Source organism: Curvibacter sp. GW821-FHT09D12 (assembly GCF_059416245.1).
The window spans coordinates 356627-370694 of the sequence record NZ_JBWKOU010000001.1 but is presented as its reverse complement, the minus strand read 5'-3'; the positions used below and the strand labels follow the sequence as shown (position 1 = coordinate 370694).

At 61.9% G+C, this 14068-nt stretch carries 13 protein-coding genes, 1 tRNA gene and 1 pseudogene (1 of these 15 only partly in view); 9 read left to right on the top strand and 6 right to left on the bottom strand.

All coding sequences use genetic code 11. From position 1 onward, the window contains the following. Positions 1–124: 124 nt before the first annotated feature. The 6 genes from AC07PT_RS01760 to AC07PT_RS01735 all read left to right on the top strand — a co-directional run bounded on the left by AC07PT_RS01760 (position 125) and on the right by AC07PT_RS01735 (position 3525). Positions 125–691 carry an RNA polymerase sigma factor gene (locus tag AC07PT_RS01760; RefSeq protein ID WP_492345214.1) on the top strand — a complete coding sequence of 189 codons (567 nt, stop codon included), beginning with the start codon at positions 125–127 and terminating at the stop codon, positions 689–691. Continuing rightward, positions 688–1137, top strand: coding sequence for a DUF3619 family protein (locus tag AC07PT_RS01755; protein WP_492345213.1), 450 nt, complete (start codon positions 688–690; stop codon positions 1135–1137). Before AC07PT_RS01760 ends, AC07PT_RS01755 begins: the two co-directional genes overlap by 4 nt. Positions 1138–1406: 269 nt before the next feature. Beyond that, the gene (locus AC07PT_RS01750) at positions 1407–1907 is read left to right on the top strand and encodes a DUF3106 domain-containing protein (RefSeq protein ID WP_494655575.1); all 501 of its coding nucleotides are present in this window, start codon (positions 1407–1409) and stop codon (positions 1905–1907) included. 17 nt (positions 1908–1924) lie between these two features. After that, complete coding sequence (locus AC07PT_RS01745) at positions 1925–2458, top strand: RDD family protein (protein WP_494655574.1); 534 nt, start codon at positions 1925–1927, stop codon at positions 2456–2458. A 24-nt stretch (positions 2459–2482) separates the two neighbouring features. After that, the gene (locus AC07PT_RS01740) at positions 2483–2938 is read left to right on the top strand and encodes a diacylglycerol kinase (RefSeq protein WP_494655573.1); all 456 of its coding nucleotides are present in this window, start codon (positions 2483–2485) and stop codon (positions 2936–2938) included. Then, positions 2935–3525 carry an LOG family protein gene (locus AC07PT_RS01735; protein ID WP_492345209.1) on the top strand — a complete coding sequence of 197 codons (591 nt, stop codon included), beginning with the start codon at positions 2935–2937 and terminating at the stop codon, positions 3523–3525. The genes AC07PT_RS01740 and AC07PT_RS01735 overlap by 4 nt, the downstream gene beginning before the upstream one ends. 100 nt (positions 3526–3625) lie before the next feature. Here the strand turns inward: AC07PT_RS01735 and AC07PT_RS01730 are convergent, their stop codons facing one another. Both AC07PT_RS01730 and AC07PT_RS01725 read right to left on the bottom strand, forming a co-directional pair. Further along, a complete protein-coding gene (locus AC07PT_RS01730; RefSeq protein ID WP_019575320.1) occupies positions 3626–3964 on the bottom strand; it encodes a P-II family nitrogen regulator in 339 nt (112 codons plus the stop codon). Between the two features lie 62 nt (positions 3965–4026). Then, positions 4027–5700, bottom strand: coding sequence for an NAD+ synthase (locus AC07PT_RS01725; protein WP_494655572.1), 1674 nt, complete (start codon positions 5698–5700; stop codon positions 4027–4029). 85 nt (positions 5701–5785) lie between these two features. Here AC07PT_RS01725 and AC07PT_RS01720 point away from each other — a divergent pair, with 85 nt between their 5' ends. Beyond that, positions 5786–6952: a GNAT family N-acetyltransferase gene (locus AC07PT_RS01720; RefSeq protein ID WP_494655684.1), complete on the top strand. Its 1167-nt coding sequence runs from the start codon at positions 5786–5788 to the stop codon at positions 6950–6952. Between the two features lie 40 nt (positions 6953–6992). On the opposite strand, the gene AC07PT_RS01715 is transcribed toward AC07PT_RS01720, so the two are convergent. Further along, on the bottom strand, positions 6993–8765 hold the full coding sequence (locus AC07PT_RS01715) for a methyl-accepting chemotaxis protein (protein WP_494655571.1): 1773 nt from the start codon (positions 8763–8765) through the stop codon (positions 6993–6995). A 270-nt stretch (positions 8766–9035) separates the two neighbouring features. Next, positions 9036–9569, bottom strand: a complete 534-nt coding sequence (gene ppa, locus AC07PT_RS01710; protein WP_492345206.1) for an inorganic diphosphatase — start codon at positions 9567–9569, stop codon at positions 9036–9038. 237 nt (positions 9570–9806) lie between these two features. On the opposite strand from ppa, the gene AC07PT_RS01705 reads away from it, so the two are divergent. Continuing rightward, complete coding sequence (locus AC07PT_RS01705; protein ID WP_494655570.1) at positions 9807–11867, top strand: sodium-translocating pyrophosphatase; 2061 nt, start codon at positions 9807–9809, stop codon at positions 11865–11867. A 127-nt stretch (positions 11868–11994) separates the two neighbouring features. Further along, a tRNA-Pro gene (locus tag AC07PT_RS01700) sits at positions 11995–12071 on the top strand. A gap of 244 nt (positions 12072–12315) precedes the next feature. Here AC07PT_RS01700 and AC07PT_RS01695 read toward each other — a convergent pair. Then, positions 12316–13254, bottom strand: a complete 939-nt coding sequence (locus AC07PT_RS01695) for a Bug family tripartite tricarboxylate transporter substrate binding protein (RefSeq protein ID WP_494655683.1) — start codon at positions 13252–13254, stop codon at positions 12316–12318. 150 nt (positions 13255–13404) lie between these two features. Beyond that, positions 13405–14068, bottom strand: a pseudogene (locus tag AC07PT_RS01690) (isocitrate lyase/PEP mutase family protein); it runs 244 nt beyond the window's last position.

Genomic DNA, 14068 nt, shown 5'->3' with positions numbered 1-14068 from the left:
CCATGGAAATCCCGCGGTTCACCCAAAATTTCACTGCTCCAATGCCATAATTCGCGCCTGCCTTGGCGATGATTCTGCCGCCAACGCACATCAACCCCGCAAAGCTGCACACGTCAGAGCCCATTTGGCCACCGAACAAGAACTGTCGGATTTCCTCAGGGAGGTCGAGAAGCGAGCCTTCAAGCGCTCCCTGTACCATGTCCGCAATGAAGAAGCGGCACTGGACATCGTTCAAGATGCCATGCTGAAGCTCGCGGAGCATTACGGCGACAAGCCTCCCAACGAGCTTCCCATGCTCTTCCAGCGCATCCTCTCCAATTGCACGCTGGATTGGTTTCGCCGACAAAAGACACGCAATGCCCTGTTCTCAAGCCTGAGCGACTTCGAGGGCGCCGGCGATGACGGGGATTTCGATCTTCTGGAAACTTTCCGAGGCAGTGACCCCTCTGAGCAAACGGAAAGCGCAGAAGACACGACTCGCCGGGCTCAGATTTTGCATGCGATCGAAAAAGAGATTCAGGACCTGCCCGCTCGTCAACGAGAAGCGTTCCTGATGCGTTACTGGGAGGAAATGGACGTTGCCGAAACGGCAGCAGCCATGGGCTGCTCCGAAGGCAGCGTCAAGACACATTGCTCCAGAGCCGTCCAGGCTCTGGGACGGGCCTTGAAGGCAAAGGGACTACAACCATGAACAAGACGCTTCAATACAACCCTTCTCGACTGGCAGCAGAGGATCTCTTCGGCCAAAAGGTTGCACAACGCCTGGACGCGGCATCCCAAGACCTGCCTTACGACATTTCCGAACGCTTGCGCGCCGCCCGGATGCAAGCCCTTGCCAAGCGCAAAGTGGTGGCCGTGCGCACCACGGCGCCAGCTGTGGCCAGCGCGGGCAATGGGGTTGCCACCCTGAATTTCGGTGGCGAAAGCTTCGGCATCTGGGGACGCCTGGCCTCCGCCCTGCCCCTGATTGCACTGATTGCAGGTCTGTTTGTCATTCAGGTCGTCCAGGACGAAGACCACACCAACGAATTGGCCGAAGTCGACACCGCACTGCTGACGGATGATCTGCCTCCGCAAGCTTATGCAGATCCCGGCTTCGCTCAATTTCTGAAGGCGCGGGCCAGCGAAGAACATTGATCTCTGCTTGTATGCTCCTGGCGCCACGGCACTCTTTTTCCATCGCCCGCCAACTCGCGGTCGTATCGGCATGCATCGTTGCCCTGAGTGCCCCGATGGCTGTTGTGCGCGCCACAGAGGTTGCCGCGGGCGCGACCGAAGAGCCCCACCCCGACATCAATACGCCCCCTCTCGGTGCATCCTCGGTTCCACAAACGGTCGACCCTGAAAAGCACAAGGTCGCCCCCGTCAAACCCAGCCCCAAGCGCCCAGTGCTGAATCAGCGCCCCATGTGGGCGGATCTCACGCACGCGCAGCAAGAAGCCCTGGAGCCCCTGTCGGCACGCTGGGACACCCTGGGCGAAGCCCACAAACGCAAGTGGATCGCGCTATCCCACAACTTCAAAAGCCTTTCTCCCGAAGAACAGGAGAAGCTGCACAGCCGCATGGCCGAATGGGTCGGCTTGACAGTACAGGAGCGCGTCCAGGCCCGTCTGAACTTTGCGCAGACCAAGAAGCTGGCCCCCGAAGAAAAACGAGCCCAATGGGAGGCCTACCAAGCCCTGACGGATGAAGAACGCAAGGAACTGGCGATTCATGCCCCCGTCCATCCAATGGGCGCCGCAACACCGATCAGGCCCGTACCTGCCAGAAAATTGGCCATGATCCCTGTTTCAAAATCCACCTTGCGCAGTACAGGCAAAATTGAAACTGGCCCGCACCATGTGGACATGCACACGTTGCTCCCCACCCCCTCTGGCGCAACCGCGACCAGCAGCACCGGGCGTTGACTTCAACCAAACGCACAATGCCCTCCATCGGTTCCACCGCACAACCAACACCTGACAGCCCCTCCAAGCTCGACGCGCCAAGCCTGAAGCGCCGCATGGCCTGCTGGTTGTATGAGGGCATGTTGATGTTTGGCGTGGTCTTCATCTCGGGCTACCTGTTCAGCACGCTCAGCCAGACACGCAACGCGATGGACAACCGCCATGGTTTGCAAGCCTTTTTGTTTGTGATCTTTGGGATCTATTTCGCCTGGTTTTGGGCCAAAGGCCAGACACTGGCCATGAAGACCTGGAACATTCGGGTCGTGGATCGGCAGGGCCGGCCCATCACGCAGGCACGCGCCCTGCTTCGCTACACCCTCAGCTGGATCTGGTTCTTGCCGCCACTGGGCGCCTCGGCCACGCTGGGATTGAGTGGCGCGGAGACCGCCGTGATCATCGGCGGCTGGGTCGCCGTCTGGGCCATCTTGAGCCGTTTTCAACCTGAAGGCCAGTTCTGGCATGACGTGCTGGCCGGCACTCGGCTGATTCACTCCCAGCCCCTGAGCCGCTGAACACACATTGTCATCAGAGTCTGCATGGCCCGGACGCACAATAGCCTGATGTCTTCACCGCCCAGCTCTTCCGGCCAACCTGCTTCCTCGCCAGCAGCCGATTCGAGCAACCCTCAAAAGGCCCGCCGCGGACTCAGCCGGATTTGGCACGCCACCGGCTACTCACTCGAAGGCTTGCGGGCGGGCTGGTCCGAAACGGCATTCCGGCAGGAAGCCATCGCCGCCACCCTGCTCGTGCCACTGGCCTGTTGGCTGGGACAGAATTGGGTGGAATCGGCTTTGCTGGCCGGTAGCGTCGTCGCCGTGCTGGTTGTCGAGTTGCTCAACACCGGCATCGAAACGGCCATGGACCGAATCGGCCCGGAATGGAATCACCTCTCCAAACGCGCCAAAGACATGGGCAGTGCCGCTGTTCTGCTCAGCCTGCTGACCTGCATTGCCTTTTGGGGCGCAGCCCTCTGGAAACACTTCTCACCATGACACCTGCATTTTCGCTTGCCGTCTACTGCGGCTCCCGCATGGGACAAACGCCTGCATTCGCTGCCTGCGCCCAGGCCGTTGGCCACTGGATTGGCAGCCGTGGAGGGCAATTGGTGTATGGCGGGGGCAACAATGGGCTCATGGGCCAGGTGGCCAATGCCACGCAGGATGCAGGAGGCCGGGTGGTCGGCGTGATTCCGACATCATTGGTCGAACTCGAATTTGCCAACAAGCGCTGCGATGAACTCCACATCGTGGACAACATGCACCAGCGCAAGGCCATGATGGCCGAACGGGCAAACGCCTTTCTGGCACTCCCCGGGGGCATCGGCACCTTTGAGGAGTTGTTCGAGGTCTGGACCTGGCGTCAATTGGGCTATCACAACAAGCCCATCGGCATTCTGAACCTGGACGGCTACTACGACGAAATGCTGGCGTTTCTGACCAGCGGTGTCCGACACGGTTTCATGAGCGAGTGGCAGATGTCCCTGATCGAAACCAGCGGCGACCTGAACACGCTGCTGCCCAAGCTGGTCGAAACGGCGGGCCTGAGCCAGCAGCGCGACGATCTGGCCCAGCAGATCTAAAACCGCAAGACGCATTCGCCCATGAAAACGGCCCGGGAACACCGGGCCGAATCGAGAAATTTCCAAGGTGTTTTCAGAAACACCTGGAGCGCAAGGTCACTCAGACCGCAGATTCGTCCTGCTCGCCGGTGCGGATGCGAACCACGCGCTCCACAGCGGTGATGAAGATCTTGCCATCACCGATCTTGCCCGTGCGGGCCACACGGACAATGGCGTCCACGCAGCGCTCGACGTCATCACCCTTGACGACCACTTCGATTTTCACCTTGGGCAGGAAGTCCACCACATACTCAGCGCCGCGATAGAGCTCGGTATGACCCTTTTGGCGACCAAAGCCCTTGACCTCGGTCACGGTCAAGCCGGTCACGCCGCATTCGGCCAAGGCTTCACGCACCTCTTCCAACTTGAAGGGCTTGATGATGGCTGTGATTTGTTTCATGGATTCTCCTGTGTTCATGTTTTGTGGATTCGTCGCCTGGGCATCGCCCCGGCCATCAGGACTCATGCCCTGAAATGACTGGTGATAGGGTAACGCCAATCCTTGCCGAAACTTCGGTGGGTCACGCGAATGCCCACGGGTGACTGGCGCCGCTTGTACTCGTTGATCTTGATCAGGCGCGTCACACGCTCCACATCGGCACGCTCAAAACCCGCCGATACCAAGCTGTCGATGGACTCGTCATTTTCCATGTAGCGCTCGATGATGGCATCCAACACCTCATAGGGCGGCAGACTGTCCTGGTCCTTCTGGTCAGGCCGCAACTCCGCACTGGGCGGGCGCGTGATGATGCGCTCCGGAATCGGGTCGCGCCCCGTGCCATAGGGGTCGTGCGCATTGCGCCATCGCGCCAGCTCAAACACCAGCGTCTTGGCCACGTCCTTGATCACCGCAAAGCCCCCGGCCATATCGCCGTACAGCGTGCAGTAGCCTGTGGCCATCTCACTCTTGTTGCCGGTGGTCAGCACAATGGAGCCAAACTTGTTGGACAGGGCCATCAACAAAGTGCCACGGATTCGCGCCTGGATGTTCTCCTCGGTGGTGTCTTCCGCCAGGCCGGCAAATTCGGCCTTCAGCGAGGCCTTGAACGCCTCGAACTCAGGCACGATCGAGATTTCGTCGTACCGAACGCCCAAGCGCTTGGCCATGTCACGCGCATCAATCCAGGAGATATCGGCCGTATAAGGCGACGGCATCATCACCGCTCGCACCTTGTCCGGCCCCAGCGCATCCACGGCAATGGCCAGAACCAGCGCCGAATCAATGCCCCCTGAAAGCCCCAGCAGCACCCCGGGGAAGCGGTTCTTGCCGATGTAATCACGCACGCCCGTGACCAGTGCCTCCCAAAGCTCTTCCAGGTCGGAGGGCATCGGCGCCAATGGTTCGGCAGGCGCCTGCCAGGTCAAGCCATCGCCACCGCGCTGAAGCGTCAGGGGCAGCAGGCGCTCACGAAAACTCGGGGCCTGGGCCATGCGCGAACCGTCGGCCTGCAAAGCAAACGACGAGCCATCAAACACCACCTCATCCTGCCCGCCCACCAAGTGGGCATAAACCAGGGGCAACTTCACGGCACGCGCACACTCCGCCATGCGGGCCATGCGTTCGACCGACTTTCCAACGTGAAAAGGGGATGCATTGATCACAGCCAGCACCTCGGCACCCGCCTCCAGGCTGGTGCGGGCAGGCGCGTCAAACCACGCATCTTCGCAAATCAGCAGCCCCACCCGTACACCCTGCACCTCGAATACACAGGGCCGATCGCCGGGGGTGAAATATCGCCGCTCGTCAAACACCTGGTAGTTGGGCAGCTCCTGCTTGGCATACGTGGCCCGCACCTGCCCCTCGCTGAGCACACTGGCCGCATTGAAGCGGTGCGACACGGACACGGAGCGCGCCCGCTCATGGTCACCCGCGGGATGACCCACCACCACACAAAGCCCCTTTAACCCGGCCAGAGCCTCGGCCACTTGTTTCACGGCATCATCGCAAGCGGCCATGAAAGCGGGCCGTAGGTACAGGTCTTCGGCCGCGTACCCGCAGATGGACAACTCTGGCGTCAACACCAGCCGAGCCCCCTGCGCATAGGCCTGCTGGGCTGCATCGATGATCTTGCGCGCATTGCCGGGCATGTCACCGACGACGAAATTGAGCTGAACGACGCAGATTTGAAGAGTCATGAGAACAAAGGTGGCGGTGATGGCAGAGCGTGACGACCAGACCGGCAACCGGAGGCTTGAGCCAACGCCCGGGGCCAGCGGGGCCATGCCCATGAATGAAAAAGATTATCTCATCCGGGTCATGGACTCGCTGGCAGAGATGCCGCAAGCCCCTTGGAATCAATTGCTGGCCCAACAAGCCCATGCCACGCCCTTCATGCGGCATGAATACCTGCTTGCGCTGGAACGCAGTGGCAGTGCAAGCCCCCGCACGGGTTGGACACCGGAGGTGATCACGTTGTGGGAAGGCGCTGCGTTGCAAGCGGCCTGCGTGGTCTACCTCAAGACCCACTCCTACGGCGAGTATGTCTTTGACTGGGCGTGGGCCAATGCGTACCAGCAGCATGGTCTGGCCTATTACCCCAAGGCCGTGCTGGCCGTGCCCTTCACCCCGGTGCCCGGGACCCGGCTGTTGGCCAGCAGCCCCGTTTGGCGCCAGAGGCTTCTGGAAACCGTCTTGGCCCATTGTCAGAACAGGGGTCTTTCCTCATTGCACCTGCTCTTTGGCAGTCAGGAGGATGTACAGACCAGCGACGCGCTGGGCCTGATGACCCGCCATACCCTGCAGTTTCACTGGGCCAACCAGAACTACCGCGACTTTGAGCATTTTCTGGCACAGCTCAACCAGGAAAAGCGAAAAAAAATCCGGCAGGAACGGCGCAAGGTCCAGACCGAGGGCGTGGTTTTCAGATCCGCACGGGGCACAGCCATCAGCCCAAACGATTGGGATTTTTTTTACCGCTGCTACGAGCGCACCTATCTGGAGCACGGCAATGCCCCCTACCTGACACCCGAATTCTTCCAGCAGCAGGCCACACACCAAGCCGAGAGCTGGTTGATGTTCATTGCCGAACGACAAGGCCAACCCATTGCCGCAAGCCTCATCGCCCTGCTGGATGCTGAAGCCGGCAAACGGACAGCCTACGGGCGCTATTGGGGGGCTTTGGAGCGCGTGGATTGCCTGCACTTTGAGGCCTGCTACTACCAGCCACTGCAGTGGTGCATCGAACACGGCTTTGACAGCTTCGAAGGTGGCGCCCAAGGCGAACACAAGATGGCCCGGGCCCTTTTGCCCACCGACACCCCAAGCACCCATTGGTTGGCTCACCCGGCGTTTGCCGAGGCGGTACAGAACTTTCTAGAGCGCGAAGGGGCTGGCATGGAAAACTACCTGCAAGACCTGCAACGGCACACCCCCTTCAAGGCGCCGTGAAGCCAGGGGCACCGACCGGGGGGGGTGCCCGCTTGTCAGATCAGAAGGTTTCCCAGTCGTCCTCCGCCCCGGCCTTGGGCGGCGCTGCAGGCGCGCGGGAACCAGGTGCCCCCAGGCTCGGTGTCGACGGGGCCGGCTTCTTGGCCTGCGTCACCCGCTGAGGGGCTGGTGCCGGACGCGGGGCCGCGACGGCCTTGGGTGCCACCGATGAGCGAACAGGCGCTGCCACCGGCTTGCCGGACGCCATGGCTGCACTCGCGTAACCATCCCCCGCCAACTTGAACACCGCCACGGCACGAACCAGTTCCTGGGCCTGCGAAGTCAAGGCGCCAGCGGCGGCGGCCGACTGCTCCACCAGGGCCGCATTCTGCTGCGTGGCCTGATCCATCTGAGTCACGGCCTCGCTCACTTGCGACACCCCCGCACTCTGCTCGGAACTCGCGGCACTGATCTCGCCCATGATGTCGGTCACACGGCGAATCGACCCCACCACCTCGCTCATGGTGGTGCCCGCACGATCAACCAGCGCCGTCCCCTGCTCCACCCGCTCAACACTGGCACTGATCAGGCTCTTGATTTCCTTCGCTGCCTCGGCACTGCGCTGCGCCAGGCTGCGCACCTCGCCAGCCACCACGGCAAAACCACGGCCTTGCTCGCCAGCACGGGCTGCCTCAACCGCTGCATTGAGCGCCAGGATGTTGGTCTGAAAGGCAATCCCGTCGATCACACCGATGATGTCGGCGATCTTGCGTGAGCTTTCATTGATGCCCTTCATGGTGTCCACCACCTCGGCGACCACTTCACCCCCTTGGGTGGCGACGGTGGATGCGTTCAGGGCCAACTGGTTGGCCGCGCGGGCATTGTCGGCATTCTGGCGAACGGTTGAACCCAGCTCCTCCATGGAGGCTGCGGTCTCCTCCAGGGCCGAGGCCTGCTGCTCGGTTCGAGCCGACAGGTCGTTGTTGCCCTGAGCGATCTCCATGCTGGCATTGGCAACGCCGTCTGCGCCGCGCCGGACACCCGACACCACCTGCGACAACGAGTCACGCATGTCCTCCAGCGCGTGCAACAGGTCGCCCACCTCGTCACGGCCCTTGGCGGCAATCGCAAACGCCAGGTTGCCGGCCGAAATCTGCTTGGCGGCCTGCACGGCCTCAGCCAGCGGCGCCGTGATCAAGCGGGTGATCACCCACCCCAGCACAGAAGCCGCCACGACAACAAAGACCAGCACGGCAATCAACAAGCCACGTGAGGCAGAAAACGAGGCCTCAGCCTCGGCGCTGGCACGGCGTGCACCCTCACCATTGAGCTGTGCCAGCTTGTCGATGGCATCGACCATGGACACAAAAGCCGTTTCGGACTCGCCCTCGAAATACTGCACAGTGGCGGCCATGTTGCCAGCGTTGGCAAAATTGCTCAGCCGTGTCTGGGTGGCCCAAAAGGCGTCTCGCTGAACCTTGTATTGATTGAAAAGCTCGGTCTCGCCGCCCGGCGTGACCATGGCGCTGTACCGCGACTCGTGCTTGGCAAACAAGGCCTTCAACTCAGCGGCATTCTTGGCCTGTACTTCCAGATCATGCGGGGACGAGGCCGAGGCCATCCGGCCCTCGGCCCGACGCATGCGGTTGAGCGCAATGCGCATGTCGCCAAGCGACTCGATGCTGGGCAGCCAGTTGCCCGCGATGTCCTGGGTGTTGGCATTGATGTGCGAGAGCTGCGTCAGCGCCACGGCACCCAAAAGCAAGGTGCTGAGCACCAGCACGAAAAACGATGCGCCCAGTTTGTAACCGATACGCCAATTGTTGAAGCCCATACTTTCCTCACGCGGTCAGGTGATCAAACACAGATCGCTTCCACCTACGACCCCCGCCTGTTTGTCAATTTTTATCAATTCAGGCTTGCCGATTTTCCTCGAAACAAGGGGATATTGAATTCAAAAACACCATTTTTTTACACCTGGAAACCCGCACATCCGGGTGTCGAATCAGGCAAATTCAAGCCACCAACAAAAATGCCCGTCACCACTGGCAACGGGCATATTTAGGCCACGCCCGAGGGCGCCGCCGCAGTGAGCTCAAAAGACTCAGTCTTGCTTGGCGAAATTGGCCATGCCGTCCAGGATCTCCTGCTTGGCGGCATCAACGCCTTCCCAACCCAGCACCTTGACCCACTTGCCGGGTTCCAGGTCCTTGTAGTGCTCGAAGAAATGCGCGATCTGCTTCAGACGCAGCGGATTGATGTCTTCAGGCTTTTGCCAGTGGGTGTAGATCGGCAGGATCTTGTCGGTAGGAACCGCCAGCACCTTGCCATCCACGCCGCCTTCGTCTTCCATCTTCAGGATCCCGATCGGACGGCAGGTCACCACCACGCCCGGAATCAGCGGAAAGGGTGTGATCACCAGCACATCCACCGGATCGCCATCACCGCTGATGGTCTGCGGCACGTAGCCGTAGTTGGTCGGGTAATGCATGGCGGTGCCCATGAAGCGGTCCACGAAGATCGCGCCAGATTCCTTGTCCACTTCGTACTTGATCGGATCCGCGTTCATCGGAATTTCGATGATCACGTTGAATGCGTCGGGAGCCTTGTCGCCTGGTTTGACTTTGTCGAGAGCCATGTTGTTTCGGTCTTGGTTAGGGTTGATCGAACGGATCGGGCCGTTGGCCGGCCGGATTAGGACTGATTTTACTTTCGCGAGCCTTGCGTGATGCAGCGCAGCAGACGTTTTTCGGTTTCCGCCGTATATTGAAGCGTTGGCCAATCGCTGCCCCAGGGGCGCTGCGAGGAAGCAACGCAGCGGAGACACTCCCGGTGCGTTGTGTCTCTTCCAAGCGTATTCACCAAGGAGAACAGCATGACAAACCATCCTGCGCTGATCCTCGCGCTGGCTTGCGGTGCCATCGCCGTGGCCTACGGCTTCTGGGCCCGAAGCTGGATTCTGGCCAAAGACGCCGGCAACGCGCGCATGCAGGAGATCGCAGCCGCCATCCAATCAGGCGCCGCAGCCTATCTGGCCCGTCAATACAAGACCATTGCCCTGGTCGGGCTGGTTCTGGCCGTGCTCATCGGCCTGTTTCTCGACCCCGCCTCGGCCATCGGCTTCGTGATCGGCGCCGTTCTGTCCGGGGCCTGCGGCTTCATCGGCATGAACATCTCGGTGCGCGCCAACGTGCGCACGGCCCAGGCCGCCACGCACGGCATCGGGCCCGCGCTCGATGTGGCCTTTCGCGGCGGGGCCATCACAGGAATGCTGGTGGTGGGCCTGGGTTTGCTGGGCGTCAGCGGCTTTTACCTCTACCTGCTGAGCGGCGCCGCACCAGACACCCCGCTGGCCCAGGAACTCAACCCACTGATCGGCTTTGCCTTTGGCTCATCTTTGATCTCGATCTTTGCCCGGCTTGGCGGCGGCATCTTCACCAAAGGCGCCGACGTGGGGGCGGATCTGGTGGGCAAAGTGGAGGCCGGCATTCCAGAAGATGACCCGCGCAACCCCGCCGTGATCGCCGACAACGTGGGCGACAACGTGGGCGACTGCGCCGGCATGGCGGCTGATCTGTTCGAGACCTACGCGGTCACCCTGATCGCCACCATGATGCTCGGCGCCTTGATGGTGACGCATGGCACGACCCAAGCGGTGCTCTATCCACTGGCACTGGGTGCCGTGTCCATCATCGCGTCGATCATCGGATGCTTCTTTGTCAAAGCTTCACCCGGCATGAAAAACGTGATGCCTGCCCTTTACAAGGGGCTGGCGGTCGCAGGGGTGCTGTCGCTGGTGGCCTTTTATGGGGTGACCACCTGGCTGGTTTCCGATGATGCCATCACGGCCACGGGCAGCCAGATGCGCTTGTTTGGCGCCTGTGCGGTTGGCCTGGTGCTGACCGCGGCGCTCGTCTGGGTCACCGAGTATTACACCGGCACCCAGTACCCACCGGTTCAGCATGTGGCCCAGGCCTCCACCACCGGACACGCCACCAACATCATCGCGGGCATCGGGGTCTCCATGCGTTCCACGGCCTGGCCCGTGATTTTTGTCTGTGCCGCCATCCTGGCCGCCTATGCGCTCGCGGGCCTGTTCGGCATCGCCGTGGCCGCCACCTCGATGCTCAGCATGGCGGGCATTGTGGTGGCACTTGACGCCTATGGCCCCATCACCGACAACGCAGGCGGCATTGCCGAAATGGCCGAACTGCCCTCCTCCGTCCGAGACGTCACCGATCCACTCGACGCCGTGGGCAACACCACCAAAGCCGTGACCAAGGGCTATGCCATCGGATCTGCCGGCCTGGCCTCGCTGGTGCTGTTTGCCGACTACACCCACAAACTACAGAGCTTTGGCCAGAACATCAGTTTTGATCTGTCCGACCCGCTGGTGATCGTGGGCCTGTTCATTGGCGGCATGATCCCCTACCTGTTCGGCGCCATGGCCATGGAAGCCGTGGGCCGGGCGGCGGGCGCCGTCGTCGAAGAGGTGCGGCGTCAGTTCCGGGACATCAAGGGCATCATGGACGGCTCGGGTCGCCCTGAATATGGGCGCGCCGTCGACATGCTGACCACGGCCGCCATCCGTGAAATGATGATTCCGTCCCTGCTGCCCGTGGTCACCCCCGTGCTGGTCGGCCTGATCCTGGGCCCCAAGGCCCTCGGCGGGCTGCTGATGGGCACCATCGTCACCGGACTGTTCGTGGCCATTTCGATGTGTACCGGCGGGGGGGCCTGGGACAACGCCAAAAAATACATCGAAGACGGCCACCACGGCGGCAAGGGCTCTGACGCCCACAAGGCCGCCGTCACCGGCGATACGGTCGGCGACCCCTACAAGGACACCGCGGGTCCGGCCGTCAACCCCTTGATCAAGATCATCAACATCGTGGCCTTGCTGATCGTGCCTCTGGTGGTCCGCCTGCACAGCTGACTCCCCTCATCGGCCCACAAACCAAGGCAGCTTTTTCATCAAAGTACAGAATGGCGGCTGCTTTTGTTTGGATTCTTGCCTCAAAGAGATCAAATAGCCTCAAAAGTCAGGCTACAATCACGTCAGTCGGAGCGTAGCGCAGCCTGGTAGCGCATCTGCTTTGGGAGCAGAGGGTCGCGAGTTCGAATCCCGCCGCTCCGACCATTGGCTTGTACAAAGGCCGCCAGCTAGAAATAGTTGGCGGCCTTTTCCATTTGCAAGTCAATATCCCGCACCGATGCGCAGCGCCGCGCCCCGAGCGCCACCCCGCGCACGAAAAACCGACACGCCGGCCCGAGCCCATCGAATGAGGGCGAAGAACTCAGAAGTACGTCACGGCACGATTCGAACGCGACGCCAAGCTCGCACGAGCAGCATTCCCAGCGGGGTCGCGACCTCACCGACCCAATCAATCAAGCCGAATATTGGCCGCCTTCACCACCTGACCGTAACGCGCCAAGTCACGCCGCATTTGTTCAACAAACTGATCCGGTGTGCCGGGACTGGCATCGATGCCCATGGCCTGGAGCTTTTCCTTGACAACGGGGTCGTTCAGCACGGCCTGCAGCTCAGCGCTGAGCCGTTGCACGACGGGCACGGGCGTCCGGGCCGGGGCCAACAAGCCGACCCAGGAGGTGACGACAAAGTCTGGAACACCACTCTCGATGAAGGTCGGCACCTCTGGCATGGCGGCGCTGCGCTGCGCGCTGGACACGGCGATGGCCCTCAATTTGCCCGAGCGGACATGGCCATGGGCCCCAGCCACTGCGGTATAGACCAGCGGAATGCTGCCGCCCAGCACATCGGTCAAGGCCTGTCCGCCGCCTTTATAGGGCACGTGGGTCAGTCGGGCACCGGTGCGCTGAGCCAGCTGCTCACCGCCGATGTGGGGGGTGCCACCGGTCCCGGACGTACCGTAGGACAGACCTCCGGCCTGACTTTGCGACAGGGTGATCACCTCCTGCAAGGTCTTGGCGGGCAGGCCCGGATGGGCCACCAGAATCAGCGCCGCGTCGCCGATCTTGCCGATCGGCGCGAAGTCCCGAAGGGTGTCGAAGGGCACTTTGGCAAACACATGGGGATTGATCACCAGCGTGCCATCAAAGCCCAGCACCAGGGTGTAGCCATCGGGCGCAGCCTGGGCCACCTGGCTGGTGCCGATGTTGCCTGAGGCGCCGGGGCGGTTGTCGACCACCACCTGCTGCCCCAGGCGGCGCCCCAGGTACTCGGCAATCAAGCGGCCGCTGGTGTCGGTTACACCGCCGGGCGTGAAGGGCACCACAAGGCGGATGGGCTTGTTCGGCCACGGCGTCTCCTGGGCCCCGGCCGGGGCCTGACCCAGAGCCATGGCCAGTGAAAGTGCCAGACTCCACGGACCCGCCCCGGACAGGGCGGCGCGAAGCCATGAATATCGAGTGCGCAAAGCGTGGAACATGTGAGGTCTCCTGTGCTGTTCTTGTGGGCTGGGGTTGTGGTCAGCGTCGACCTTCTGCGGCGTTCACTCGGCGTGGCGCTTGTCAAAGTCCCACACCTCCTGAAACCCCATCAGCTCGGTCAACTCGCCAAAGGGCATCAACGGCACGCCGGCCCCGGTGGACGAGCCCTGTTGACGGAGCCCCTGGTAGACAGTCTGCATGGCCTGGGTCGCCGCCAGCAAGGCGGTGACCGGAAAGATCGCCAGCTTGTAGCCGATCGATTCGAGATCCGCCTGGCTGAGCACAGGGGTGCGCCCCCCTTCAACCATGTTGGCCAGCAAGGGCTGGTGAAAGCTGCGGCCGATGGTGCGCATTTCCTCCTCGGTCTCCGGGGATTCGACGAACAGAATGTCGGCCCCTGCGCGGGCATAGGCTTCAGCCCTGCGCAGCGCCTCAGACAAGCCCAGGCTGGTGCGGGCATCGGTGCGGGCAATGATCAGGAAATCGGCAGACTGGCGGGCTTCGACGGCCACCCGGATCTTGCGCACCATGTCTTCCATGGGCACCACGCGGCGCCCGGGGGTGTGGCCGCATTTCTTGGGAAATTCCTGGTCCTCCAGCTGGATGCAGGCCGCGCCCGCGGCTTCATACCCCTGCACGGTGTGGCGCACATTGAGCAAGCCGCCATAGCCGGTGTCACCGTCTGCGATGAGGGGCGTGCGGGCCATGGTGGCCATGGCCCGCACA

Bases quoted from the DNA above. Each gene is read 5' to 3' on its own strand.
- AC07PT_RS01745 (WP_494655574.1), top strand. From the start codon at position 1,925: ATGCCCTCCATCGGTTCCACCGCACAACCAACACCTGACAGCCCCTCC.
- AC07PT_RS01720 (WP_494655684.1), top strand. From the start codon at position 5,786: ATGCCCATGAATGAAAAAGATTATCTCATCCGGGTCATGGACTCGCTG.
- AC07PT_RS01730 (WP_019575320.1), bottom strand. From the start codon at position 3,964: ATGAAACAAATCACAGCCATCATCAAGCCCTTCAAGTTGGAAGAGGTG.
- AC07PT_RS01715 (WP_494655571.1), bottom strand. From the start codon at position 8,765: ATGGGCTTCAACAATTGGCGTATCGGTTACAAACTGGGCGCATCGTTT.
- AC07PT_RS01695 (WP_494655683.1), bottom strand. From the start codon at position 13,254: ATGGCTCTGGGTCAGGCCCCGGCCGGGGCCCAGGAGACGCCGTGGCCG.
- AC07PT_RS01725 (WP_494655572.1), bottom strand. From the start codon at position 5,700: ATGACTCTTCAAATCTGCGTCGTTCAGCTCAATTTCGTCGTCGGTGAC.
- AC07PT_RS01735 (WP_492345209.1), top strand. From the start codon at position 2,935: ATGACACCTGCATTTTCGCTTGCCGTCTACTGCGGCTCCCGCATGGGA.
- AC07PT_RS01750 (WP_494655575.1), top strand. From the start codon at position 1,407: ATGTGGGCGGATCTCACGCACGCGCAGCAAGAAGCCCTGGAGCCCCTG.
- ppa (WP_492345206.1), bottom strand. From the start codon at position 9,569: ATGGCTCTCGACAAAGTCAAACCAGGCGACAAGGCTCCCGACGCATTC.
- AC07PT_RS01705 (WP_494655570.1), top strand. From the start codon at position 9,807: ATGACAAACCATCCTGCGCTGATCCTCGCGCTGGCTTGCGGTGCCATC.
- AC07PT_RS01740 (WP_494655573.1), top strand. From the start codon at position 2,483: ATGGCCCGGACGCACAATAGCCTGATGTCTTCACCGCCCAGCTCTTCC.
- AC07PT_RS01755 (WP_492345213.1), top strand. From the start codon at position 688: ATGAACAAGACGCTTCAATACAACCCTTCTCGACTGGCAGCAGAGGAT.